Source organism: Actinoplanes italicus, assembly GCF_003001815.1.
In the GTDB taxonomy this organism is placed as follows: Bacteria; Actinomycetota; Actinomycetes; order Mycobacteriales; family Micromonosporaceae; genus Actinoplanes; species Actinoplanes italicus.
In genome coordinates, this window is record NZ_PVMZ01000018.1 from 24,408 (window position 1) to 49,554 (window position 25,147).

The 25,147-nt window shown below is 71.0% G+C and carries 22 protein-coding genes and 1 pseudogene; 14 read left to right on the forward strand and 9 right to left on the reverse strand.

Features of this window, described 5'->3' with window-relative positions; genetic code table 11:
• Positions 1–83: 83 nt before the first annotated feature.
• The 4 genes from CLV67_RS34905 to CLV67_RS54420 all read left to right on the forward strand — a co-directional run bounded on the left by CLV67_RS34905 (position 84) and on the right by CLV67_RS54420 (position 5,272).
• The gene (locus tag CLV67_RS34905; RefSeq protein ID WP_106326211.1) at positions 84–515 is read left to right on the forward strand and encodes a Fur family transcriptional regulator; all 432 of its coding nucleotides are present in this window, start codon (positions 84–86) and stop codon (positions 513–515) included.
• A complete protein-coding gene (gene katG / locus CLV67_RS34910; RefSeq protein WP_106326213.1) occupies positions 515–2,725 on the forward strand; it encodes a catalase/peroxidase HPI in 2,211 nt (736 codons plus the stop codon). Before CLV67_RS34905 ends, katG begins: the two co-directional genes overlap by 1 nt.
• 130 nt (positions 2,726–2,855) lie before the next feature.
• On the forward strand, positions 2,856–3,545 hold the full coding sequence (locus tag CLV67_RS34915) for a response regulator transcription factor (RefSeq protein WP_106326215.1): 690 nt from the start codon (positions 2,856–2,858) through the stop codon (positions 3,543–3,545).
• A gap of 26 nt (positions 3,546–3,571) precedes the next feature.
• Entirely contained in the window at positions 3,572–5,272 is a 1,701-nt protein-coding gene (locus CLV67_RS54420; RefSeq protein ID WP_282958718.1) for a sensor histidine kinase, read from the forward strand.
• Here CLV67_RS54420 and CLV67_RS53810 read toward each other — a convergent pair.
• From CLV67_RS53810 to CLV67_RS34940, 4 genes and pseudogenes are all read right to left on the reverse strand, one after another.
• Positions 5,260–6,189 (reverse strand): annotated as a pseudogene (locus tag CLV67_RS53810) (acyltransferase family protein); the annotation flags it as partial. The gene CLV67_RS54420 and the pseudogene CLV67_RS53810 overlap by 13 nt on opposite strands.
• Before the next feature lie 59 nt (positions 6,190–6,248).
• Entirely contained in the window at positions 6,249–7,451 is a 1,203-nt protein-coding gene (locus CLV67_RS34930) for an alpha-amylase family protein (RefSeq protein ID WP_106326221.1), read from the reverse strand.
• A gap of 26 nt (positions 7,452–7,477) precedes the next feature.
• A complete protein-coding gene (locus CLV67_RS34935; protein ID WP_106326223.1) occupies positions 7,478–8,401 on the reverse strand; it encodes a hypothetical protein in 924 nt (307 codons plus the stop codon).
• Positions 8,402–8,428: 27 nt separating this feature from the next.
• Complete coding sequence (locus CLV67_RS34940) at positions 8,429–10,774, reverse strand: glycoside hydrolase family 65 protein (RefSeq protein ID WP_106326225.1); 2,346 nt, start codon at positions 10,772–10,774, stop codon at positions 8,429–8,431.
• A 374-nt stretch (positions 10,775–11,148) separates the two neighbouring features.
• Between CLV67_RS34940 and CLV67_RS34945 the strand changes: the two genes are divergently transcribed.
• The gene (locus CLV67_RS34945) at positions 11,149–11,640 is read left to right on the forward strand and encodes a CAP domain-containing protein (RefSeq protein WP_239166383.1); all 492 of its coding nucleotides are present in this window, start codon (positions 11,149–11,151) and stop codon (positions 11,638–11,640) included.
• On the opposite strand, the gene CLV67_RS34950 is transcribed toward CLV67_RS34945, so the two are convergent.
• Positions 11,634–12,638 carry an AraC family transcriptional regulator gene (locus tag CLV67_RS34950; RefSeq protein ID WP_106326619.1) on the reverse strand — a complete coding sequence of 335 codons (1,005 nt, stop codon included), beginning with the start codon at positions 12,636–12,638 and terminating at the stop codon, positions 11,634–11,636. The two genes, CLV67_RS34945 and CLV67_RS34950, sit on opposite strands and share 7 nt — an antisense overlap.
• Before the next feature lie 107 nt (positions 12,639–12,745).
• Between CLV67_RS34950 and CLV67_RS34955 the strand changes: the two genes are divergently transcribed.
• The gene (locus tag CLV67_RS34955) at positions 12,746–13,588 is read left to right on the forward strand and encodes an NmrA family NAD(P)-binding protein (protein WP_106326227.1); all 843 of its coding nucleotides are present in this window, start codon (positions 12,746–12,748) and stop codon (positions 13,586–13,588) included.
• A gap of 80 nt (positions 13,589–13,668) precedes the next feature.
• Here CLV67_RS34955 and CLV67_RS34960 read toward each other — a convergent pair whose 3' ends face one another.
• Positions 13,669–14,235, reverse strand: coding sequence for a TetR/AcrR family transcriptional regulator (locus tag CLV67_RS34960; RefSeq protein WP_106326229.1), 567 nt, complete (start codon positions 14,233–14,235; stop codon positions 13,669–13,671).
• Between the two features lie 75 nt (positions 14,236–14,310).
• Between CLV67_RS34960 and CLV67_RS34965 the strand changes: the two genes are divergently transcribed.
• Positions 14,311–14,880 carry a dihydrofolate reductase family protein gene (locus CLV67_RS34965; protein WP_106326231.1) on the forward strand — a complete coding sequence of 190 codons (570 nt, stop codon included), beginning with the start codon at positions 14,311–14,313 and terminating at the stop codon, positions 14,878–14,880.
• On the opposite strand, the gene CLV67_RS34970 is transcribed toward CLV67_RS34965, so the two are convergent.
• On the reverse strand, positions 14,865–15,725 hold the full coding sequence (locus CLV67_RS34970) for a helix-turn-helix transcriptional regulator (RefSeq protein ID WP_106326233.1): 861 nt from the start codon (positions 15,723–15,725) through the stop codon (positions 14,865–14,867). The two genes, CLV67_RS34965 and CLV67_RS34970, sit on opposite strands and share 16 nt — an antisense overlap.
• A 123-nt stretch (positions 15,726–15,848) precedes the next feature.
• On the opposite strand from CLV67_RS34970, the gene CLV67_RS34975 reads away from it, so the two are divergent.
• The 5 genes from CLV67_RS34975 (at position 15,849) to CLV67_RS34995 (ending at position 19,003) form a co-directional block, all read left to right on the forward strand.
• Positions 15,849–16,100 (forward strand): hypothetical protein, encoded by a 252-nt coding sequence (locus CLV67_RS34975; protein ID WP_106326235.1) that lies wholly within the window; start codon positions 15,849–15,851, stop codon positions 16,098–16,100.
• Positions 16,101–16,221: 121 nt separating this feature from the next.
• Positions 16,222–16,614 (forward strand): hypothetical protein, encoded by a 393-nt coding sequence (locus CLV67_RS34980; protein WP_106326237.1) that lies wholly within the window; start codon positions 16,222–16,224, stop codon positions 16,612–16,614.
• Entirely contained in the window at positions 16,611–18,110 is a 1,500-nt protein-coding gene (locus CLV67_RS34985; protein WP_106326239.1) for a multicopper oxidase family protein, read from the forward strand. The genes CLV67_RS34980 and CLV67_RS34985 overlap by 4 nt, the downstream gene beginning before the upstream one ends.
• A gap of 9 nt (positions 18,111–18,119) precedes the next feature.
• Positions 18,120–18,566 (forward strand): OsmC family protein, encoded by a 447-nt coding sequence (locus tag CLV67_RS34990; RefSeq protein WP_106326241.1) that lies wholly within the window; start codon positions 18,120–18,122, stop codon positions 18,564–18,566.
• 167 nt (positions 18,567–18,733) lie between these two features.
• On the forward strand, positions 18,734–19,003 hold the full coding sequence (locus tag CLV67_RS34995) for a hypothetical protein (RefSeq protein WP_106326243.1): 270 nt from the start codon (positions 18,734–18,736) through the stop codon (positions 19,001–19,003).
• 1,514 nt (positions 19,004–20,517) lie between these two features.
• Here CLV67_RS34995 and CLV67_RS35010 read toward each other — a convergent pair.
• Together CLV67_RS35010 and CLV67_RS35015 are read right to left on the reverse strand one after the other, a co-directional pair.
• Positions 20,518–21,279 (reverse strand): hypothetical protein, encoded by a 762-nt coding sequence (locus CLV67_RS35010; protein WP_146169405.1) that lies wholly within the window; start codon positions 21,277–21,279, stop codon positions 20,518–20,520.
• Complete coding sequence (locus tag CLV67_RS35015; RefSeq protein ID WP_106326249.1) at positions 21,264–21,788, reverse strand: RNA polymerase sigma factor; 525 nt, start codon at positions 21,786–21,788, stop codon at positions 21,264–21,266. The genes CLV67_RS35010 and CLV67_RS35015 overlap by 16 nt, the downstream gene beginning before the upstream one ends.
• 111 nt (positions 21,789–21,899) lie before the next feature.
• Here CLV67_RS35015 and CLV67_RS35020 point away from each other — a divergent pair, with 111 nt between their 5' ends.
• Both CLV67_RS35020 and CLV67_RS35025 read left to right on the forward strand, forming a co-directional pair.
• The gene (locus CLV67_RS35020) at positions 21,900–23,666 is read left to right on the forward strand and encodes a flavin-containing monooxygenase (RefSeq protein ID WP_106326251.1); all 1,767 of its coding nucleotides are present in this window, start codon (positions 21,900–21,902) and stop codon (positions 23,664–23,666) included.
• Entirely contained in the window at positions 23,654–25,114 is a 1,461-nt protein-coding gene (locus tag CLV67_RS35025; RefSeq protein WP_146169406.1) for an NHL repeat-containing protein, read from the forward strand. The genes CLV67_RS35020 and CLV67_RS35025 overlap by 13 nt, the downstream gene beginning before the upstream one ends.
• The last annotated feature ends 33 nt before the right edge of the window (positions 25,115–25,147 follow it).

A 25,147-nucleotide genomic window follows, 5' to 3' on the forward strand; every position in this document is an offset into this window, starting at 1 on the left:
GATGGCACCCACGTGTCACCACGGCGCGTGATCACCGCCCGCAAAAGTGGAACGATTCCAGAAAAGCGGGTTATGGTCGGGGCATGACGTCCGACTCCGAGGCTCGGCTCCGGGCGGTCTCGTTGCGCGTGACCAGGCCCCGGCTGGCGGTGATGGCCGCGCTGCGCGACCACCCGCATGTCGACACCGACACGGTGATCGCGCTGGTGCGCGGGGATCTCCCGACCGTTTCCCATCAGGCGGTCTACGATGTGCTGCGTGCCCTCACCGACGCCGGGCTGGTGCGCCGCATCCAGCCTGCCGGTGCGACCGCCCGCTATGAGATGCGGGTGCGCGACAACCACCATCATGTCGTCTGCCGTTCTTGCGGCACGATCGCCGACGTCGACTGTTCCGTCGGAAACGCCCCCTGTCTCATCGCCTCCGACGATCACGGATTCGTGATCGACGAGGCGGAGGTCGTCTATTGGGGCACATGCCCCACCTGCGTGACCAAACGTTCGGAAGGAAGCTGATGAGCGACAACCAGGACAACACCAACGGCAAGTGCCCGGTCGCGCACGACGGCAGCGAGAGCGAGAACCCGGGTATTCCGGCGCCGACGGCAAAGACCCCGGGCCGTCCGCGCAGCAACCGGGACTGGTGGCCCAACCAGCTCGACCTGTCGGTACTGCACGCCCACTCGTCTAAGGGCAACCCGCTCGCGCCCGACTTCAAGTACGCCGAGGCGTTCCAGCAACTCGACGTCGAGGCCGTCAAGCGTGACATCGTCGAGGTGCTGACCACCTCACAGGACTGGTGGCCGGCCGACTTCGGTCACTACGGCGGCCTGATGATCCGGCTCAGCTGGCACGCCGCCGGTACGTACCGGATCCATGACGGCCGTGGCGGTGCCGGTGACGGCGGTCAGCGGTTCGCTCCGCTCAACAGCTGGCCCGACAACGCGAACCTGGACAAGGCGCGTCGGCTGCTGTGGCCGGTGAAGGCGAAGTACGGCCAGAGCCTGTCCTGGGCCGACCTGCTGGTACTGGCCGGCAACGTGTCGCTGGAGTCGATGGGCTTCAAGACGTTCGGGTTCGGGTTCGGCCGCGAGGACGTGTGGGAGCCCGAGGAGATCATCTGGGGTCAGGAGGACGCCTGGCTCGGTGACTCCCGCTACGTGGGCGACCAGGAGATGACCGCGGATGTCGGCGCGGCCGAGATGGGCCTGATCTACGTGAACCCGGAGGGTCCGCGCGGCAGCGCCGACCCGCAGGCCGCGGCCTGGTTCATCCGCGAGACGTTCCGCCGGATGGCGATGAACGACGAGGAGACCGTGGCGCTGATCGCCGGCGGTCACACGTTCGGCAAGACGCACGGCGCGGGTGTCGCCGCCGACCACGTCGGTCCGGAGCCGGAGGGCGCCCCGCTGGAGTCGCAGGGCCTCGGCTGGCTGAGCACGCACGGCACCGGCAAGGGCGGCGACACGATCACCAGCGGTCTGGAGGTCACCTGGACCGACAAGCCGACCCAGTGGAGCAACCGCTTCTTCGAGATCCTCTTCGGGTACGAGTGGGAGCTGACCACCAGCCCGGGCGGTGCCAAGCAGTGGGTCGCCAAGGACGCCGAGGCGATCATCCCGGACGCCCACGACCCGGCGAAGAAGCACAAGCCGACGATGCTCACCACCGACCTGTCGCTGCGCGTCGACCCGGCGTACGAGCAGATCTCCCGCCGTTTCCTGGCGAACCCGGACGAGTTCGCGCTGGCGTTCGCGAAGGCCTGGTACAAGCTGCTGCACCGTGACATGGGCCCGGTCAGCCGGTTCCTCGGCCCGTGGGTGCCGGAGGCGCAGCTGTGGCAGGACCCGGTCCCGGCCGTCGACCACGCGCTGGTCGGTGACGCCGAGATCGGCGTACTGAAGAAGAAGGTCCTAGAGTCGGGCCTGTCGACGGCGCAGCTGGTCCAGGCCGCGTGGGCGTCGGCGGCGACCTTCCGATCCACCGACAAGCGTGGCGGCGCGAACGGTGCCCGGATCCGCCTGGAGCCGCAGCGCAGCTGGGACGTCAACCAGCCGGTCATCTCGGTGATCGAGGCGCTGGAGAAGATCCAGCAGGACTTCAACGCCTCGGGCACCGCGAAGATCTCCCTGGCCGACCTGATCATCCTGGCCGGCAACGCGGCCGTGGAGAAGGCCGCCGCGGACGCGGGTGTGCCGGTGACGGTGCCGTTCCACCCGGGCCGCACCGACGCCTCGCAGGAGCAGACCGACGTCGAGTCGTTCAAGGTCCTCGAACCGCGCGCCGACGGGTTCCGCAACTACCTGCGGCCGGGCGAGAAGGCGCAGCCGGAGGTCCTGTTGGTCGACCGGGCGTACATGCTGAGCCTGACCGCCCCGGAGATGACCGTGCTGATCGGCGGCCTGCGGGCGATCGCGGGCGGCGAGCACGGCGTGCTGACCGACCGGCCCGGTGTGCTCAGCAACGACTTCTTCGCCAACCTGCTCTCCCCGGGCACCCGGTGGACGGCGTCGAAGGACTCCGAGAACCTGTACGAGATCCGCGACCTCTCCACCGACCAGGTCAAGTGGACCGCCACCGCGGTCGACCTGATCTTCGGCTCGAACTCGCAGCTGCGGGCCCTGGCCGAGGTGTACGCGAGCGCCGACGCCAAGGAGAAGTTCGTCCAGGACTTCGTGGCCGCCTGGACGAAGGTCACCGAGCTGGACCGGTTCGACCTGGCCTGATCGTTCGACCGGCCTGATCGTTCGACCGGCCTGATCGTTCGACCGGCCTGGTGGGGAGAAGGTCCCCATAACGTGCCGTACCGGCCGGCGACCCGTATGACGGGTCGCCGGCCGGTGTTCGATCGGGGCCGTGCCGACCGAGATTCTGATCGCCGAGGACAACCGGAAACACGCCGACCTGGCCGGCGCGTACCTGCGCCGCGAGGGTCACCGGGTGACCTGTGTCGCGGACGGCCCGGCCGTGCTGGAGCTCTGCCGCCGGCACCTGCCCGACCTCGTGGTGCTGGACGTGATGATGCCGTCGCTGGACGGTGTCACGGTGTGCAGGGTGCTGCGCGCCGACTCCGACGTGCCGATCCTGATGCTGACCGCCCGCGCCGCCGAGGACGACATCCTGCGCGGCCTGGACGCCGGCGCCGACGACTACCTGACGAAGCCGTACAGCCCGCGGGAGCTCGCGGCCCGGGTGCGGGCGCTGCTGCGCCGCTCGGGGGCACTGCGCGAGCGTGACCAGCCGGTCCTGCGTATCGGCGAGCTGGAGGTCGACACCGGCCGCTACGAGGCCCGCGTCGCCGGCCGGCCGGTGGTGCTGACCGCCAAGGAGTTCGGCATCCTGGAGGTGCTGGCCGGCGCGCCGGGCCGGGTGTTCACCCGCGGCGAGATCCTGGAGAAGGCGTTCGGCTTCGACCGGTACGTGCTGGAGCGCACCGTCGACGCGCACGTGATGAACCTGCGCCGCAAGCTCGGCGACGACCCGGACGATCCCCGCTGGGTGCAGACCGTCTACGGACGCGGCTACCGCCTGGCTGACCTCCCGTGAGTTTCCGGATCAGGGTGTTCCTGCTGATGGCGCTGGTGGCGCTCGCCGCGATCGGCGGCACCGTGGCCCTGACCTGGTGGCAGGCCCGTGACCAGGTCAGTGACGCGGCGTCGGCGTCGCGGGAGACGACCGAGCTGATCCAGGGCCGGTTGCGCGAGCACGCGCTGCGCAACGCCAGCTGGCAGGGTGTCGACGGCACGCTGCGGTGGCTGCGGCAGCAGACCGGGCAGCGGATCCGGCTCGTCGACCCGTTCGGTGAGGTCGTCGCCGACACCGACCACCTGGACCGCAGGGCCGCCCGGCCACCCGGCTCGGTCGCCGTGTTCGTCGACCCGCTGCCGGAACTGGTGCTGCCGGACGGCGGTGACCGGCGGGCGGCCACGGTCGCCGCGATCGGCGCCTACCGGTCCGACACGCTGCTCTCCGTCTGCCTGCTCGGCTACGGGTACGACCTGGTGGTCGTGACCGGCGCGGACGGCGTGCCCCGGCACCGGCCGGCCACCGACGACCCGGTCGCGGTGGACGACTGCCGGCCCGCTCCGGCCGACGACTGGCTGCTGGCCGACGACCGGGAGGAGGCAGGCCGGTGCGGGCCGGCGCAGGACGACTGTCTGCGGGAGGTGTTCCGCCGCCAGGTCACGGCGGCCGAGGTCGCCCCGCACACCCTGCTGCTGACGATCGGCGCCGGCGACGAGCCGGTACGCGTGCTCGACACCGGCCCGGTCCTGCTGATCACCCTTCTGGTCGCGCTGCTGGCGACCGGCGCCGCGCTGCTGATCAGCCGCCGGGTGCTGCGCCCGATCGGCACGCTCACGGCGGCGGCCCGGCGGATGGGCGACGGCGACCGGGAGGGACGGGTGCCGGACGACGGCCGTGACGAGCTGGCGGAGCTGGCGCGGGCGTTCAACCAGATGGCCGAGTCGGTCCGGGCCGCGGAGGACGACCAGCGGCGGCTCATCGCGGATGTGGCGCACGAGTTGCGTACCCCCCTGGGTAATCTGCGCGGTTATCTGGAGGCCCTGCAGGACGGGGTGCTCGAACCGACGCCCGAGTTGTACGCGTCCCTGCACGATGAGGTGATACTCAATCAGCGCATCGTCGGTGACCTCCAGGAGCTGGCGCTCGCCGAGGCGGGTGCGCTGGTCTATCACCGGGCGCCGGCCGACCTTGCCGAGCTGCTGGAGACGGCCCGCACCGCCCATCGGGCCGCGGCCGAGGCCGCCGGGGTGAGCCTGGACGTCGACACGTGCGGCCCGGTCATGGCCGACGCCGACACCGACCGCATCCGGCAGGCCGTCGGCAACCTGATCAGCAACGCGCTGCGCGCCACCGGGCCCGGCGGGTCGATCACTCTGCGGGCCCGCACCACCGGTGAGCGGGCCGTCGTGGAGGTCACCGACACCGGCACCGGCATCGCCGCCGAGCATCTGCCTCTGGTCTTCGACCGGCTGTGGCGCGCCGACCCGGCGCGTGGCCGCGGCACCGGCGGCAGCGGGCTGGGCCTGGCCATCGTCCGGCAGATCGTCCGCGATCACGACGGTGACGTGTCGGCGCGCAGCGACGTGGGGGCGGGCACCACCTTCGAACTGTGGCTGCCCGCGATCAGCCTCCTCAGCCTGGGTGCGAGCGGCCTCTCCACGAACCGGTGCACCGACCAGGCCGCGGCCAGCACCACCACGACGGTCCCCGACAGCAGCAGCCAGGCCGGCCAGCCCGTCCAGTCGTGACCGGTACGGATCAGGCTGTACCCGATCCGCTGGTGCAGGAGGTAGAACGGGTACGTCAGTGCGCCGGCGACCGCGAGCCACGGCACGTTCCAGCCGTCGGTCACGCCGAGCGCGATGAGGGTCAGCACCACCACCGCGACCGTGACGATCACCAGCGACGGCGCGACCGGCACGTCGAAGCCGGGGTGGACGCCGGTGGTGCGCTCCACGAGCCGCGGCAGGGTCAGCGCCCAGCCGCCGACGACCAGCGCCCACAGCCACAGCGTCGGCCCGTACCGGCGCATCAGGCACAACGCCACACCGATCGCGAAGTACGGCGCGTACCCCGGCATGATCACCGGCTCGGTCCAGTCGGGTAGCAGCGGCCCGGCCGACGCGGCGACAAGCCACACCGTGGCGAACCCGGCCACCCGCCGGTAGGTCACGCCCCACAGCACCAGGACCGCGAACATCAGGTAGAACCGCAGCTCGATCCAGAGCGTCCAGTAGACGGTGTCGACGAGCGGCACCTCCAGCGGCTCGGCCAGCATCGTCAGGTTCACCAGCACGTCGCCCGGCGCCGGGGTGCCGCTCACCGGCACGCCGGTCGTCACCGGCAGCACGGTCACCACCGCGGCGGTGAGCAGCACCGACACCCAGAACGCCGGATAGAGCCGGGCCATCCGTGCCGCCGTGAACCCGCGCAACGACCGGTCCCAGACGCTCATCCCGATCGCGAATCCGCTGATCAGGAAGAACACCTCGACACCGAGAAAACCATAGATCAACACATGGCTGGCGTACGGAAGAGACTGCTCCGGAGAGCTGACGCCGTCGATCCGCCACGAGCACGAGTAGTGGAACAGTGCCACGGCCAGCGCGCACAGCAGCCGGAGGCCGTCGAGCGCGTGCAGTCGTGATGTGGAGCTGGTCTTCATGGCCGCACAGCATCGGGACGGCCTGTTCGAAACCTATGAAGCCGTCGTGTGGATCTTCTTCACTCGGACAGCTTCCACCCGTGCGGACCGACGGCCCCGAACGGCTCGTCGCCCAGGTTGAGCGCCAGCGACAGCCGTCCCTCGCCCTCGGCCGTCACGACGACGTGCTCGTTGGCCAGCTGCTCGACGGTGATCGCGGCGCGGGTCAGCCACGGATGGCGCCGCCGTACCCCGATGAGCTCCTGGTAGAGCGAGGTGAGCCCCGGGTCGGTGATCTCCTCCGGGCGTGCCGGCATGGCCGGGCGCACCGCGTCGTCGCCGCCCGGCCGGTCCTCCTTGACCGCCCGGAACCCGAACTCGTCGCCGTAGTATACGCTCGGCACCCCCGGCAGGAAGAACAGCAGCGCCACCGCGTGCCCGACGTGCCGCGGGTCGGCGACCCGGCTCGCGATCCGGGTCACGTCATGGTTGCCGAGGAACGTCAGGGGCAGGAGGTCAGCGGTCAACTCCCGGTGCCGGTCCAGCGCCCAGGCCAGCTCGAACAGGTTCCGGTCGTTGAGCGACGACCAGGTCGCCTTCCACAACTCGTACTGGGTGACCGCGTCCAGGCCGGCCCGGTGCACGTAGTCCCGGTAGTCGCCGTGGATCATCTCGCCCACGAACCAGGCGTCCGGGAACCGCTCGCGGACCCTCGGCAGCACCGCGGCCCAGAACTCCGGCGCCACGGCGTATGCCGCGTCCAGCCGCCACCCGTCGGCACCCCGCTCCAACCAATGGATCATCACGTCGGCCACGAAGTCACGCACCGCCGGCGACTCGTGGTTCAGGGTGATCAGCCCGTCGTGGCCCTCGAACAGGTACGGGTACTCCCCGCTCCAGCGAACCCACTCCCCGGACCCCGCCTCGAGGGCCTGCCGGACCGGCTCGAAACCACGGCCCGCGTGGTTGAACACCCCGTCCAGCAGCACCCGGATGCCGCGCTCCCGGCACGCCTTCACCAGCGCGTCGAAATCGGCGTCGTCACCGAGGCGCGGATCGATCCGGAAGTAGTCGACGGTGTCGTAGCCGTGCGTGCCGGACGCGAACACCGGACCCAGCGCCAGACCGTTGCAGCCCAGCCCGATCAGATGATCCAGCCACGCCTCGAGGTGACCCAGCCGGTGACTGACGGGCCGGCCCGGCTCGGCCGCCGGCTCCGCACCGGTGAACCCGAGCGGATACACGTGCCACCAGATCACATGGTCGACCCAACCGTCACTCATGAGCCGACCCTACCCACCCGGCGGGATCAGCCGTCGATCGTGCGGGACAGGTTGGCGATGCTCGTGACCAGCGCGGTCAGATAGGCGTCGATGCGCCACGACGTCGCCACCACCACACCCAGCCGGGCCACCAGCACCGGCAACGGCACCACCGCGGGATCCGCCACCCAGCCGGTCACCCGCAGCACCACATCGGCGATCAGTCCCCGCACGATGTCGCGGCCCAGCAGGATCAGATCCCCCGCCGCCTTCGTGATCACCGTCATCGCCGTGCAGGTCGCCACCAGCCCGCGCAGCGCCTCCACGTTGTTCGCCATCAGCGTCAGATAGGCCTGGACGTCGTCTCCGCACTGACCGGCGAAGTCGGCGTCCAGGCAACGCCGCAGATCCGTGCCGATGACCCGCAGATCAGCGGCCATCACCGACCACAGCTCCGCCTGCTCGGCCACCACGTCCGGCATGCCCGCAAGGTCGTCGACCATCCGCCGCAGCGGCGGGATCCGGCTCAGCGCCACATCCAGCCCACCGGCCCGCAGCACCGCCACGTCGTCGTCGACCGGCAAGGCGAACTCCGCCACCGGCGCCGCCTCCGCCAGCAGCGGCTCCACCCACTCCCGGCTCGCGACCGTCGCCAGCACCCCGTCGATGATCTCGGTGGCCGACCGTGGACCGTCGTCCGGAGTACCCACGAACGCGGCCAGGCTCTGCCCGCCGCCGGCGACGCGGCGCAGTCCCAGCACCGTGATGACGAACGTCTCCTCCACATAGGCGATCAGCTCGTCATGCCGCACATAGCGGTCACCCAGTCCGGTCAGAATCCACCCGCAGAGTGCCCCGAATGCGGCCTGATCCTTCTCGAACCGCTGCGCCAGCACCCGCACCCGGCCCAGCCGCACCCTGAATTCGTCCAGGTGGGAGGCGTGCAGGCGCAGCCGTTCAGGCATCGACACACCAGCACGGTAGTCGACGGCCGGCCGTCAGCCCCGCCGGGGCGCGTAACCCGGAGGCTGACGCGGCGGCGGCAGAACCGGCTCGAGCGCCACCACCGGGCGGGACACCGGACACTCGGCCGTCACCTCCACGTCCTCCCCGTACAGCTGAATCGGCAGTTTTCCCTCCCGGACGCTGACCCGGACCGTCTCGTGATCGGCCTCGACCACCAGCCGCACCCCACTGTGCCGCAACCGGAACCGCAGCCGCCCGATCCCCGCCGGCAGCCGTGGCGCCAGCACCGGACCAGGCTCGTGATCGCGTTCCCGCAGTCCGCCGAAGCCCTCGACGATCGCCGACCACGCACCCGCCAGCGACGCCACGTGCAACCCGTCGCGGGTGTTGCCGTGCAGGTCACGCAGATCCACCATGGCCGCCTCCCAGGCGTAGTCCTGGGCCAGCTCCAGATGGCCCACCTCCGCGCACATCACCGCCTGCGTGCACGCCGACAGCGACGAGTCCCGCACCGTGATCCGCTCGTAGTAGTCGACGTTGCGGGCCTTCTGCTCGGCCGTGAAGTCGTCGGCGCACCAGTGCATCGCCAGCACCAGATCGGCCTGCTTGCACACCTGCCGCCGATACAGCTGGAAGTAGGGCGCCAGCATCATCAACGGCTCCTCCGGCCGCTGCTGCGGGAAGTGCCACGGCGCGTACCGGGTGAACCCCTCCGACTGCGGATGCACCCCCAGCCGCTCGTCGAACGGCACGTGCACCGCGTGCGCGCACGCCCGCCACACGTCCGGCTCCTCCAGCGCCACTCCCAGCCGGGCCGCCGCCTCCGGATGCCGTGCGCACGCATCCGCCGCCGCCCGCAGGTTGCGTGCCGCCATCAGGTTCGTGAACACGTTGTCGTCGGCGACCGCGCTGTACTCGTCCGGACCCGTCACCCCGTCGACGTGCCACACCCCCGTCGCGTCGTGATGCCCGTGCGACACCCACAGCCGGGCCGTCTCCACCAGCATCTCCAGCCCGCAGTCGAGCTCCAGCGCGTCGTCGCCGGTGACCAGCCGGAAACGGTCCACCGCCCGCGCCACCACCGCGTTCAGATGCAGGGCCGCCGTGCCCGCCGGCCAGTACGCCGAACACTCCTCGCCGCCGATCGTCCGCCACGGGAACGCCGCCCCCGACAGCCCCAGCGTCCGCGCCCGCTCCCTGGCGTGCGGCAGGATCGAATACCGCCACCGCAGCGCGTCCGCCGCCGCCCGCGGCACCGTGTACATCAGCAGCGGCAGCACGAACCCCTCGGAGTCCCAGAACGAGTGCCCGTCGTATCCCGGCCCGGTCAGGCCCTTGCCCGGGATCGGCCGCCCCTCGGCCCGCGCCCCCGCCTGCAGCACGTGGAACAACCCGAACCGCACCGCCTGCTGCAACGCCGGATCACCGTCGACCTCCACGTCGGCGGCGTCCCAGAAGTCGTCGAGATAGGCACGCTGCGCCGCCACGAGACCGTCCCACCCGGCGTAGCGGGCACCGTTCAACGCCGCCGCCACCTGGTCACGCAACGCGTCCGTGGACCGCGATGCGCTCCACGCGTACCCCAGGAATTTGACGATCCGCAGCCGCCCGCCCGGCGGCAGGACCGTGACCACCGTCGTCCTCGCCCAGTCCGCCCGGACGTCGGTCTCCTCGTCGTAGCCGGCGTCCGCCTCGACGACGTGATCCATCCCCGCCGCCAGCGACAGCCCGCTGCGGCGGGTCCGGTGCAGCAGCACCGCGCCGTGCTGCTCGGTGTCCTGCTCGACCGCCTCCAGCGGATCGCCGAGTGCCGCCGCGACCCGCGGATCGTCGGAGACCCTCACCTGCTCCTCGTCGGCCGCCAGGCACGACTGCACCGTCACCCGCACCGGTTCGTCGCCCGCGACCACCTCGTAGGCGACCGCCGCCACCGCACGCTGCGTGAACGACACCAGCCGCACACTGCGCACCGTCACCCGCCGCCCGGCCGGTGACTCCCAGTCCACCTCACGCCGCAGCACCCCGGCCCGCAGATCCAGGACCCGCTCATGCCGGTGCAGCACGCCCCGCCCCACATGGAACTGCTCGTCGTCGACGGTCAGCCGGATCAGCTTGCCGTCGGTCACGTTCACGACCGTCTGCCCCTGCTCCGGATAGCCGTAGCCACCCTCCGGATACGGCAGCGGACGTTCCTCGTAGAACGAGTTCAGATAGGTCCCCGAGATCTCGAACGGCTCACCCTCGTCCAGGTTCCCGCGCAGCCCCAGAAAGCCGTTGGCCAGCGCGAACACCGACTCCATCGGCCCCAGCAGCGCCGTCTCCAGACGGGTCTCGCGCACCTGCCACGGATCAGCCGGACAGATCTCCTCATCGATCATGCGAGAACGGTTACCGCATCCGGGGCGCCGGAAAACTGCGAAAACCCTGAAGACGATGGCGTACGGGTGAAGCGCGCGGCCGGGGTCGACGCGGTGGCCGATCCGCTCGCCAGCGGCACCTGCCTGCCGGTGATCATCGCCGCCCTGGCCTTGCCCGCCGGGCGCACCCGCCGCCGGCACCGGTGCCCTCTCCCGCTCAGGCGGTGACGCGCTTGATCCTGGCGCCCCGTTCGCGGCCGGGAACAGCCGGAACGGGCGGCAACCGATCCGCGACCGTCACGCACCGAGTTGGCGATCACCGCTGGACGGGGGCGGGCCGAAGGGAATGGTGAGCCCGCGGAACCGCGGGGAACGTACTCCGAAAGGGTTTGCTCTTGCGCCAGCTTCTTCGCCGCCTCGCCGTCGCCGCCCTCCTCGCCCCCGCCGCCGCCGGCGCCATGACGATGATCGCGTCCCCGGCCGAAGCCGCACCGGCGAAGGCTTCCGAGCAGGCGCTGCAGACCGAGGTCAACCGCCTGGTGGACATCGAGCGCGGCAAGGGTGGCTGCTCGAGCCTGAAGGTCAACGACCAGCTCACCACCGCCGCCCGGGCCCACAGCGCGTGGATGGCGCAGACCAAGAAGTTCTCGCACATCGGCAGCGGCGGCTCGTCGTTCGTCACCCGCGCGAAGGCGACCGGCTACCGTCAGCCGTCCGCCGAGAACATCGCCTGGGGCTACCGCTCGGCGGCCGCGGTCGTGGACGGCTGGATGCACAGCCCGGGCCACCGCGCCAACATCCTGAACTGCAAGTCGAAGGCCGTCGGTGTCGGCGTCGTCTACGCCGCGGACGGCACCCCGTACTACACCCAGGACTTCGGTTACTGATCCACCGATGCCCCAGCCCGCTCCAGGGCTGGGGCATCGTCGTGGGCGGGGCCTCGGCGGAAGTCTGTGGGGCTGGTGCCGTGGACGCGTTTGAAGGCGACCGTCAGCGCGAACGCGTTGGCGTAGCCGACCTGCCGCGCGATGGCGCCGACCGTGGCCTCGCTGTTGCGCAACGCCTCGGCGGCCAGGTCGAGACGCCACTGGGTCAGGTACGTCATGGGCGGCCGCCCGACCAGGTCGGTGAAGCGCCTCGCGAACGCCGCGCGCGAGGCGCCGGTGGCGGCGGCCAGGCCGGCGACGGTCCAGGGGCGGGCCGGGTCGTCGTGGACGAGCCTCAGTGCCGGACCGATCAGCGGGTCGCCGTGAGCGCGGTACCAGCCGGGCGGATCGGCGGCGGGCCGGGCGAACCAGGCGCGCAGCGTGGCGATCAGCGCAAGATCGAGGAGGCGGTCGAGGACGACCTGCTGGCCGGGTTCGTCGCGATCGACCTCGGCGGTGAGCAGGTCCATGATCGGCGAGTGGATCTGGTCGCGGGGCACGTGCACGATCCGGGGCAGGGCGGCCAGCAGCCGTCCGCTGACGAGGTTCGCCACCTGGTAGGTACCGCTGGCCAGGATCGTCGACCCGGCCGCGTCGTCCACCCCGGCGCGGCGCCACAGACGGCTCGTGTTGGTGCGCTGGAGAGTCTCGGCGGTGATGTCCACCCCGTCCAGGTCGATCAGGCGGTTGCCAGGCCGTACCGAAATCTGGGGTCGAGTGGTCGGTTTGTCGGCGACCGTGTAGGGCTCGGGGCCTTGAACGATCGCCACTCCCCCGGCCTCGACCAGCACTTTCTCACCGTCGTCGAGGATCACCCAGGCATGTCCGCGCAACGGGGTGGCGAGGGCCAGCGGCGCCCGGTCGTCGATCCGCAGGCCCCACGGCGGGTCGAGGACGGCCTGGCAGAACGCGGCGGTGCGGGCCCGTACCCCGTCGAGGAGGTCACCGAGTGGGTCCATGCCGGTCGATCGTAGACGCTCGGACATGTGCGGGAGCCCCTGGAACATGGATCGTCTCGCCGATTGCCACTTGACTGGATTCATCGAAAACCAGTCAGGAGGACATCATGTACGCGATCACGGGAGTCACCGGCCACGTCGGAGGAGCCACCGCTCGAGCCCTGTCCGAGGCGGGCCGGCCGTTCCGCGCCGTCGTCCGCAGCCCCGGGCGAGTGGCGGACGCGGTTGTCGCCGGCTTCACCGATCGGGCCGCGCTGGCGGCCGCGTTCACGGGCTGCCGGGGTGCGTTCGTGCTGCTGCCGACCATTGCGGACGGTGACGACGCCGCCCATCGCGCGATGGCGGACAGCATCGCCGCCGCGGTCGCGGACAGTGGCGTACCCCATGTGGTGATGTTGTCGTCGTTCGGCGCCGACCTGGCCGAGGGGACCGGGCCGATCCGCTGGCTGCACCACCTCGAGAACCGGCTGCGCGACACCGGTGCGGTCGTCACCGCGATCCGCTCGCCGCACTTCCAGGAGAAGGTGGAGGATCTGCTCGGAGCGGCGACCGGCGCGGGGATCTACCCGGTGTTCGGTGAGTCCGCCGACGTGCCGGTGCCGATGGTGGCGACCCGCGACATCGGCGCGGCCGTGGCGCACGCGCTGACGCATCCGCCGGCCGCGAGCGAGATCGTCGACCTGGAGGCGCCGGTCTACACCGAGCGGCAGGTGGCCGAGGAGCTCGGTGAACGGCTGGGCCGCAAGCTCGAGGTGGTCACCCTGCCCCGGCCCGCATGGCTGGGCGCGCTCACCGAGGCGGGCGTCCCGCCGCTGCTGGCCACCGAGCTGGTCGACCTGTACGCGGCCGGCGAGCAGGGCCTGCTGGAGCCGCGCGGCGACCGCCGTCACACCTGCGCGACCACCCTGGCCGAGACGCTCCGCGTCACGCCCTTGTCGCGGACCCTGTGAGGTTCCGGCGGCCGGGGCGGCGAGACCTCACCAGATCGACGCATGTGTGAGACGCGCGGGCGTGAGCCGTGCGGGTGTGATCAGACGACCAGACGGTCGACGAACGCGGCGACCACGTCGTCGGGGTCGGCGTCGGCTCCGATCGACGTGGTCAGCATGTCGAGCAGCAACCCGTCCAGCGCGTAGTGCAGCAGCGCGATCTCGAACGGCCCGCCGGCCAGCCCGGTCGTGGCGTGGAAGGCCACGTCGCCGGCGTAACCGCGGCGCAGCGTGCCGCCGAGGATCTCGGCGAGCCCCGGCCGGCGGGCCGCCTCGAGACGCAGCTCGATCAGCGCCCGGGTCAGCTCGGGTTGCCGGGTGGTGCGCTCGACGATGTAGCGCAGGTAGTCGACGAACAGGTCGCGGCCGGGCTCGCGGGCGCCGAGCTCGGCGATCACCTTCTCGTCGGGCGCGAACCGCTCCATGATCCGCTCGCCGAGCGCGCCGAGCAGGGCGTCGCGGGAGCGGAAGTAGTTGGAGGCGGTGCCGGCCGGCACGCCCGCCCCGGCGTCGACGGCCCGGTGGGTGAGGCCGCGGGCGCCGTGCTCGGCGAGCACCCGCAGTCCGGCGTCGGCGAGCAGGCGGCGGCGGTCGGGGTTGCTCGGCATGGGAGGGAGGCTAGCAGAAACCACTACGGCTGTTGTAGTTTGAACCACGACAGCCATAGTGGTTAGGGGAACCTGATGCGAAAGATCGTGTACTTCGTGGCCGCCACCATCGACGGCTACATCGCCGCGCCCGACGGTTCGTGGGAGTTCTTCGGCATCCATGAGGACGTCACGGAGTTCATGAACACGCGATATCCGGAGACGGTGCCAACGCACATCCGGGCGCACTTCGGCGTCGACGGGCCCAACCGGGTCTTCGACACCGTGCTCATGGGGCGCAACACCTATGAGCCGGCGTTGCGGGAGGGCATCGCCAGTCCGTACGCCCATCTTGATCAGATCGTCTTCTCCCGGACCCTCACCGAGTCACCGGATCCGGCCGTGCGGATCGTCGCCGACGACCCGCTCGACTTCGCCCGCAAGCTCAAGGAGCAGCCCGGCAGGGACATCTGGCTGTGCGGTGGCGGCAACCTGGCCGGGCAGCTGCTTCCGGCCGTCGACGAGCTGGTGATCAAGCTCAACCCGCTGATCGCCGGTGACGGCGTCCCCCTCGCGGCCACCGGGTTCGACCCGAACCGGTTCGCGCTCATCGACGCGACGCCGCTGGCCAGTGGCGTGGTCGTACTCCGCTACCGCAGGGCCTGATCGGTGAGGGCCCACGAGGCGAGCAGGCCGAGCGCCTCCTCGGTCGGCGAGCCGGGCTCGGCCGTGTAGACGGTCAGCGTCAGGCCCGGCTCGGCCCGCAGGTCGAGGCTCTCCCAGGCCAGCGTGAGATCGCCGGCCACGTGGTGGTGGAAGTACTTCGTGCCGGTGGCGTGGGTGCGCACGTTGTGCGAGCCCCACCTCCGGCGGAACTCGTCGCTGCGGGTCGACAGCTCGCCGACCAGGTCGTGCACTCCCTTGTCGTGCGGGTCCTTGCCGGCCGCGGTGCGGATGTTCGCCACCGTCATGTCGGCGGCCAGCGACCAGTCCGGGTAGAACCGGTGCGCCGCGCTGTCCAGGAAGGTGAAACGGGCGAAGTTCGGCACGCCGGACGGGTCGGCGTAGGCGTCGCTGTACATGGCCCGGCCCAGGTGGTTGGCGGCCAGCATGTCCTGCCGGTTGTTGACCAGGATGGCCGGGCTCGTGATGGCGTCCAGCGACCAGCGCAGACTGGGGCGCAGCGTCCACTGCCGGGCGCGGCGGGCGGGTCGCAGGATCGCGTTGCTGCCGTTCGCCTCGTGGGCGAGGCTCACCAGGTGTGCCCGCTCGGCCTCGTCGAGCTGCAGCGCCCGCGCGATCGCGTCGAGCACGCCGGCGGACACCCCGGCGAGGGCGCCGCGCTCCAGCTTCGCGTAATACTCCACGCTCATCCCGGCGAGCGCCGCGACCTCGCTGCGGCGCAGGCCCTTGACCCGGCGCTGCCCACCGGCCGGGATGCCGGCCCGCTCGGGCGTGATCTTGGCCCGGCGGGTGGTGAGGAAGTCGCGAACCTCTGCTCGGTTGTCCACCCCTGAAACGGTACGACCCGTTCCGCGGCCCAGGGGTGCCCTGTCGGTACACCCCATGGTTAGGTCCCGGCGGTGGTGGGCACATCGACGGGGTACGAGTTGCAAGCCACTGAAGGGTTTCTCATGACCACCTATGACAGCACCGTGGGCGCCCAGCCGAACATTGCGACCAGCGGCGACCGGGTGAAGCAGGCGATCGACCGTACGAAGGAGACGGCGGCCGTCCAGACCGTCCGTAAGCGTCCGGTCGTGTCGTCGGCGACCGCCCTCGCGGTCGCCGCCGTCGCCGCTGCCGGCGTGCTCGGTGGCCGCAAGTACGCCCAGTCGCGCCGCCCCCGCAGCCGCTGGCAGAAGCTCCTGGACCGGGTCCGCTGACTCAGGGTTGTCCCCCACTCCCGGTACGCCGTGAGGCGTGCCGGGAGTGCCCGCAAAAGAGGGGCCGACATCGGGGATCACACCGGATCCGGAAGTTTCCCCTGGTAAATAGCCTTCTCATGTGTCCACAAACCAGCCCCGCCGGTGGCCGATAGCCCTGGTCCGCCTGTTCGCGATCATCGTTCTCCTGCAGGTGCTGCTGCAGGCCGCCTTCGCGGGCGGCTTCATCAGCGGCGAGATCACCTACCTGAACGCCCACAGCATCAACGGCTCGATGCTCCTCATGACCGTGATGCTCCTGGGCGGTGCCACCATCCTGCTGTTCCGGCCCGGCCGCGGCCCGTGGTGGCCGATCCTGTTCTCCGTCGCCCTGTGGTGGGTGTGCTCGATCCAGGTCGGCATCGGTTTCGCCCGCCTCGTCGGGGCCCACATCCCGCTCGGCGCAGCGATCATGGCCCTGAGCGGCGGTTTCGTCTGGTGGTCGCTCGCCTACCGGCAGCGGGTCGCGGCATGAGACTGTCCCGCCGAAGCGTCCTCGCCCTGACCGGCGCGGCCGCGCTAGCTGGTTGCGCCCGGCCGGTCGACGGACCCGGCACCGGTGAACTGCTGGCCAGCGACCTGCCGCCGCCCGAACGGTTCCGGACGCCGCTGCCGATTCCGCCGGTCGCCCGGCCGGTCAAGGTCACCGCCGACGCCGACCACTACCTCGTCACCCAGCGTGTCGCGAACGTCGAGCTGATCCCCGGCATCAAGACCCCGATCTGGGGGTACGACGGAGTCTTCCCCGGACCCACGTTCCGCGGCCGTAGAGGGCGGCGGATGGTCGTCACCGTCCGCAACGAGCTGCCGGTGCCGACGTCGACGCACCTGCACGGCGGTGTCACTCCCGCCGAGTCGGACGGCTTCCCCACCGACCTGATCCTGCCGGCCGGCTACTCCCCCGCCCCGCCCGGCCACCACAGCGCCTCCGGCAAGCATCACGACACCACGCGCGACTACACGTACCCGATGACGCAGCGGGCCGCGACGCTCTGGTACCACGACCACCGGATGGACTTCACCGGCCCGCAGGTGTGGCGCGGCCTGGCCGGGATGTTCCTGGTCACCGACGAGGTGGAGGACGCGCTGCCGCTGCCCCGCGACGACCGTGACCTGCCGCTGATGATCTGCGACCGGTCGTTCGCCGCCGACGGCTCGCTCAAGTACCCGCAGCGCGACATGACCCACCCGGGCGCCGACGGCCTGTTCCACGCCGGGATCTTCGGCGACGTCGTCCTCGTCAACGGCGCGCCGTGGCCGCGCGCCGAGGTGCCCGCCGTCCGCCACCGGCTGCGCCTGGTCAACGGCTCCAACGCCCGCCGCTACCGGCTGTCGTTCTCGGCCGGGACGATCACCCAGATCGGCAGCGACGCCGGCCTCCTTACCACTCCCCTGCCTCGCGAGGACGTACTGCTGGCGCCGGGTGAGCGCTGCGACGTCATCGCCGACTTCACCGGACTGCCGGCCGGAACCGAAGTCACCGTGACGAACACGCTCGGTGAGGGCCCGACGGGGGACGTGATGCGGTTCGTGATCACCGGCCCGGCCGCCGACACCTCCTCGGTGCCGAGCCGTCTCTCCTCCGTCGAGACGATCGACCGGAGCAGGGCCGTCACCGAGCGGCAGTTCGACTTCCGGTTCGGCCAGGGCCGGTGGACGATCAACAATCAGCCGTACGATCCAGCGGCGTCACTGTGCGCGCCGCGTCTGGGCACGGTCGAACTGTGGCGGTTCACCAGTGACTTCCACCATCCGGTCCACGTGCACATGGCCCACTTCCAGGTGCTGTCCCGTGGCGCGAGCGGCCCCGATCCCGCCGACGCCGGATGGAAGGACACGGTGGACGTGCGGCCGTACGAAACCGTCCAGGTGCTGGTCGACTTCACCGGCCATCGCGGCCGCTACATGCTGCACTGCCACAATCTCGAGCACGAGGACATGGCCATGATGGCCAACTTCGACATCGTGTAGGAGGCGTCGATGACACGGTCACATCACTACGAGGTGACGGTGAGCTGGACCGGGGAGACCCGCTCCTACCGCTCGTACGAGCGCGCCCACGAGGTCACGGCCGACGGCAAGACACCGATCGCGGGCAGCTCCGACCCGGCGTTCCGCGGCGACCCGGCCCGCTGGAACCCGGAGGAGCTGCTTGTCGCCTCGCTGTCCCAGTGCCACATGCTGTGGTTCCTGCACCTGTGCGCGACCGACGGGGTGGTCGTCACGGGCTACACCGACAACCCGGCCGGCACCATGGTCGAGAGCGCGGACGGTGGCGGCCAGTTCTCCGAGGTCGTGCTCAGGCCCCGCGTGGAGCTGGCCGACCCGGACCAGGCGGACCTGCTGCCGGGCATCCACGAGCGCGCCCACACGCTGTGCTACATCGCCCGTTCGGTGAACTTCCCGGTACGGCACGAGCAGGTCTGAACCACTCCCGGCGGCGCGGCGTTCACCCCTGTGTACGACACAGCCGGAGAAGAAACTGTCGTACTCCCGGATTAGCGTCAGAGATGAGTTCGAGGCCGCCGATCGGTCTCCATCACCGGGAGCATCAAACCCACATTCGAGAACGTCGCGCTGAAGGAGGAACCATCATGACCACCATGCTCATCGCCGCTCGCGCCGAGGCACTGTTCACCACCGGTCTGGCCACCGGAAGCCGGCCGACCCTCGAGGTCGTCGACGAGGCCATCCGCACTGCGGTCCGCACCCGTGGCGGCACCCGGGCCTGCGCCGCCGACGTGGCCGCCGAATACGGTGACCACCCCGAGCTGGCCGTCCCACGGATGCGCTGGGCGCTCGCCACCGTCACCCTGCTCTACCCGCCTCGCGGTCGCCGGCAGAGCTGGGCTCTGGTCGCCTGATCCCGGTCAGCAGCACCGGGCTGAGCAGGACGAGCAGCCCGGCGACGGCGATCCCGGTGTCCGATCGCCGCACCGCCCAGCGGCGGGACGACCGCGATCGGGCTCCAGTTCGTCGACTCGAACCGGGCGTTCGCCACCAGCAGTTCCCCCGGCCGGACCCGATGCTTGAGGAACGCGCCCGCCTACGCCTGGAACGCGATCCGCGCCGCCGCCACGACCAGCATTTGCCCGAACCTCAGGCCCGAAGGCGTACGCGATAGGGATCGTCAGCAGCGCCGCGAACCGCACGACATCCATGGCGATCATCACGGGTCGCGTCCGGCGTGCTTCGGCCCTGGGCCCGAGCGGCAGCGCGATGAGGGCGCCCCGCGCAGGCCCGACCGCGCCATCAGAGACACCTGGCCCGGTCCGGCATCGAGCACCAGCACCGCGATCAGCGGCAGAGCCCCGAACCCGAACGCCGACCCGTAGGCGCTGACCGCATACGACGCCCATAGCCACCGGAACCCGTTGCCCCTCAACCCGCCTTCGGCCACAACATCAAACCAGGCCCGGCTCAGCACCCGTCGCCCGTCAGGGTCGCACTTGATCGTCAGGGGCGCACTTGACCGTCAGGGGCGCACTTGACCGTCAGGGCGCACTTGACCGTCAGGGCGCACTTGACCGTCAGGGCGCACTGATCGCCGAACGGCACACCGGCCCTGCCGGCTACGACCCGCAAACCGGTCTCGGGGTGGTCGAGTTCGCAGCCCGTCCCGAGATGGCCGTGCAGTGCTTCGACCAAACCGCCGCCATGTTGGCCCGCCGCGGCCCGCGCCCCTCGACGGCGGTCCAGTGCGATTGCACCACCGGCACAACCGCACAAGATCCGAAAGCCGCAGCCGCAGCCGCAGCCGCAAGATCTTGTTAGGTTGCGCCGCCCAACCGACCCGAACCACCCAAGATCGACGAAGCGAAGCAAGAAGCCGCGAGATCTTGTGGGGCTAAGCCGCCCAACCGACCCGAACCACACAAGATCTGCGGAGGGATGGCGGCGGGCCGCGGCGCGGCCGACAAACGGCACGACGGGCGGCGCGATGGCCGACGGGCGACGCAACCAACGACCGGCGACGCGGACGAAGCGAAGCAAGAAGCCGCGAGATCTTGTGGGGCTAAGCCGCCCAACCGACCCGAACCACACAAGATCTGCGGAGGGATGGCGGCGGGCCGCGGCGCGGCCGACGAACGGCACGACGGGCGGCGCGATGGCCGACGGGCGACGCAACCAACGACCGGCGACGCGGACGAAGCGAAGCAAGAAGCCGCGAGATCTTGTGGGGCTAAGCCGCCCAACCGACCCGAACCACACAAGATCTGCGGAGGAATGGCGGCGGGCCGCGGCGCGGCCGACAAACGGCACGACCGGCAACGCAACCAACGACCGGCGACGCAACCAACGACCGGCGACGCAACCAACGACCGGCGACGCGACGGACGGCGGGTGGCGCGGACGGGCGGCGGGTGGCGCGGGTGGGTTACGGGAGGTCGGAGCTTCGGTGGGTGGTGGTGCGGTCGCCGGCGTGGACGATCACGGTGAAGCCGTCGGCCTCGCCGCCCTCGGCACCCGGCCACCAAGCCGCCCACCAGCCGGCCTTCACGCTAGCGTGCACGGTCCCACCGGTGGCGAGACGGACCTCGACGGCGGTGACGTCCGGCGCGGCCAGCCCGAGCGCGTTCGACCACTGGCCGTCGCCCTCGCCGAGGGAGCTGGACGTCTCCAGGTTGACGGTGCCGGCGGGCGGGGCAACCACGGCCGACTCCTCGATCAGGGTCATCGAGGCCGCCGCATCCTCGTCGACCATCAGGCACTCGACGAGGTAGGCCTCCTTGCGCATGATCAGGAAGGTGGCCTCGCCGCGCTGCTCGGCGAGCAGGACGTCGGCCGGGTTCGCGGTGGTCGTGCCGCCGACGCCGTTGCCCGCACAGGCCCGGGCCTGCGGCAACACCTGGTCGCCGGTACGCGCGGTCGGCATCGCCGTCCACGAGGCGACCGCCTGCTCGGCGGCACCGGGCACCAGCGCCGGGATCGCGACGGCGGCGACTGCGCCGGCCGCCATGGCGCCGGCACCGGCGATCAGCCAGCGGCGGGCCTGCGGCCGGGCGGTACGGGTGGCCTGACCGGCCATGGTGCGCTCGATGAACGCCTCCGAGCGCGTCCGCTCCATGGGGGTGGGCTCGCGGTCGCGGGCCGGGTCGAGCACGGCGAGACGGTCCAGGTCGTTCATGCGCTCATCCATGACTGCTGCTCCTTGACGGGTGCGAGGGGGGTGGTGGGTTCCAGGGCCGCGGCCAGGCGCTTGCGGGCGCGGGTGAGCCGCATCGCGAACGTCGACCGCCGGCAGTTCAGGACGGTCGCCGCCTGATCCGAGGTCAGGCCGTCGAACGCGACGAGCGCGAGCACCTCGCGATCGGCCGCGCTCAGGCTCTTCCAGGCCCGTTCGAGGTCGATGCGGGCGGCGGCGCCGGTCGATCCGTCGGGGACGTGGGTGTCGGCGCCCGCCATCCGTACGTCCAATGCCTGCCGCCGCAGCCAGCCGCGGGTCTGGTTGGCCATGGTCCGCCGGGCCACCGCGAACAGCCACGGCCGGGCGTCGTCGGGGATGTCGGCGAACCGCCGCCAGGCGGTGAGGAAGACGGTCGACACGACGTCCTCGGCCTCGTCCGCCGGGATCCGCCGCTCGACGAATCTCAGCAGGTCGGCGAACGTGTCCCGGTGCAGTGCCCGGAACCTCTCCTGTTGGTCCATGCCCCCTACCTGTCCGGGAGGCGGCAGTCTGCCACACCCCTTGTACGAACGTTTTCATGTCCGTGTTCGGCCAGAGGCTTGATTCATGACCGTCACTACGTTTTAGCTGGCATGGTGTCAACAACCTCCGAGATCGCAGACCTCCGAGCCAGGTACAGGGCCGAACGGGACCGGCGGATCCGGCCGGGCGGCGGCGGGCAGTACCGGCAGACGACCGGTGAGTTCGGGTACTACGCGAAGGACCCGTACACCGAGCGCGTCGAGCGGGAGCCGGTGACCGACCGGGTCGAGGCGACCGTGGTGGGCGGCGGGTTCGGCGGCCTGCTGACCGGGGCCCGGCTGCGGCAGGCCGGCGTCCAGGACATCCGGATGGTCGACGAGGCCGGTGACTTCGGCGGCACCTGGTACTGGAACCGCTACCCCGGCATCCACTGCGACATCGAGGCCACCGTGTACATGCCGCTGCTGGAGGAGGTCGGTTACGTACCGAAGTGGCGGTATGCGCCGGGTGAGGAGATCCGGCAGCACGCGGTCGCGATCGCGAAACGGTTCGACCTGTACCAGCACGCGCTGTTCCACACCAAGGTCGTCGACCTGCGCTGGGACGACGACGCGGCCGAGTGGACCGTGACGACCGACCGGGGCGACGTGTTCCGGTCCCGGTTCGTGGTGCTGTCGTCGGGACTGCTGACCCAGGCAAAGCTGCCGGGCATCCCGGGCGTCGAGACGTTCCGGGGACACACCTTCCACACCAGCCGCTGGGACTACGGCTACACCGGCGGCGACCAGAACGGTGGCCTGCACCGGCTCGCCGACAAGCGGGTGGCGGTGGTCGGCACTGGTGCCACGGCCGTCCAGGTCGTGCCGCACGTGGGCCGCGACGCGAAGCACCTGTACGTCTTCCAGCGCACCCCGTCGACGGTCGACGTCCGCGACAACCGGCCCACCGATCCGGCGCTGCTCGACGGGCAGCGGCCGGGCTGGCAGCGGGAACGGATGGACAACTTCCTCACCATCGTGAGCGGCGGGCACGCCGACGTGGACCTGATCGGCGACCGGTGGACCGCGACGGCGAACCTGCAGCGCATGTTCCTGAGCGGCACCCGCTCCGAGCTCACCGAGGAGCAGCTGGAGCTGGCCGACCTCGCCACGATGAACGGCATCCGCGCCCGCGTCGACGAGGTGGTCACCGACCCTGCCGTGGCGGCGCTGCTGAAGCCCTGGTACCGGTACATGTGCAAGCGGCCCACGTTCAGCGACGAGTACCTGCAGACGTTCAACCGGCCGAACGTGACCCTGGTCGACACGGCCGATCATGGCGGCATCACCCGGATGACGGAGACCGCCGTGGTCGTCGGTGACGACGAGTACGAGGTCGACTGCGTCGTCTTCGCGACCGGGTTCGAGGTCGGCATCTCCGGCATCCTGTCCGGGACCCTGCAGGTGCACGGGCGCGGCGGGCAGAACATCTTCGACCATTGGGCGCACGGTTTCCGTACACTCCACGGCTTTTTCTCCCATGGTTTTCCGAATCTGTTCCAGCTCGGACCGGTGCACAATGCGAACGCCGTGAACTTCGTGCACATCCTCCACGAGCAGGCGATTCACATCGGCGCGATGGTCGGCGCCGCCCTCGAGAGGGGCGCCCGGCGGATCGAACCGAGCCGGGAGGCGGAGGACGCCTGGGCCGCGACGATCGACCGATGCGCGCACGACAGTTTCCGGTTCCAGAGTGAATGCACGCCCGGCTACTACAACAACGAGGGCGATCCGCTGCCGATGAGCTTCTCCTTCGGCCCGGGCCCGATCGCCTTTCATCAGCTGCTGCGCACGTGGCGCACCGACGGAGGCATGGAGCAGGTGCTGTGGAACGAGTGACCGGACCCACCCCGCTGCGCGGTTCGAACGGGATCACGTTCGGCCCGGACGGCCGCCTCTGGGTCGCCGAGTACCTGCACGGCCGGATCAGCGCGGTCGACGTCACGACCGGGGCGACCGAGGTGATCACCGGGCCGGGCGGTCCGCTGCAGTCGCCCGACGACCTGGTCTTCGACGCCGACGGCACGATGTACGTCACGGATGTCGCCCCCGGGCTGGTGTGGCGGCGCGAGCCCGGCGGCGAGTTCACGGTGGCCGCCGACGGGGTGCGCAACCCCAACGGCATCGCCGCGCTCGGCAACCGGATCTTCGTCAACGAGATGACTTTCGACGGGCGGCTGCTGGAGATCACCGGCGGTACGAAGGTGCTGGCCGAGGGCCTGGTGATGGGCAACGCCATGCAGTTCGGCCCGGACGGGAACCTGTACTACCCGCACATGTTCCCGGGTGGTGTCTTCCGGATCGGTCCCGGCGGAGGCACGCCGGAGCTGGTGGCTGAGGCCGCGCAGACGGTCGCCGTCCGGTTCGGCCGCGACGGGGTGCTGTACGTCCTGTCGTTCGACGAGGCCGGCACGATCGTCCGGATCGACGGCGACGAGCGTACCGAGATCGTCACCGGCATCGCGGGCCTGGACAACGCCGCCTTCGACGCCGGCGGCCGGATGTTCGTCTCCAGCTTCGCGTCCGGCGGCATCACCGAGATCCTGCCCGGCGGCGGGCTGCGGGAGGTGCTGCCGCGCGGCCTGGTCGGTCCCTACGGTGTCACCGCCGACGCGGACGGCACGGTCGCCGTCGCCGACCACTACCTGATCGACGGCGCGTACCAGCCGTTCGCCCACGCGCTCGCCGCCGACGGCGACCTGCTGCACGTCACCTCGCAGTACGGGCAGGTGATGACGTTCGATCGGACCACGCGGACCTCACGGACCAGGGCGGAGAACCTCGATCAACCCCAGGGCATCGCGGTACGGCCGGACGGCACCCTGCTGATCGCGGAGGCCGGAGCGGGTCGCGTGCTGGCGATCGCCCCCGACGACACGAAGTCGGTCGTCGCCGAGGGACTGGGCCGCCCGGCCGACGTGGCGATCGACGCCGACGGCCGCGTCCACGTCACCGACTCCGACCGGGGTGCCGTCCATCGCCTCGACGACGGCAAGCCGCTGGCGCTCGCCGAGGACCTGCACACCCCGCAGGGCCTGGCCTTCAGCGGCGAACGCCTGTTCGTCGTCGAGGCCGGTCGCCGCCGCCTGGTCGAGGTCGGCCCGCCGTCCCGGGTGGTGGCCGAGGATCTGCCGGTGGCCGTCCCCCGGCACACCCTGCCGGATCTGCTCATCGAGGGCCTGCCCGGCGTGCCCCGCCAGTTCGCGGCCCTGGCCACCGCCCCGGACGGCACCCTCCTGCTGGGCGCCTCCGGTGACGGCAGCGTCCTCCGCCTCAGCGTCGCGTAGCCCGCGCACGTGTAGGTCGGCGATCTCGTGGAA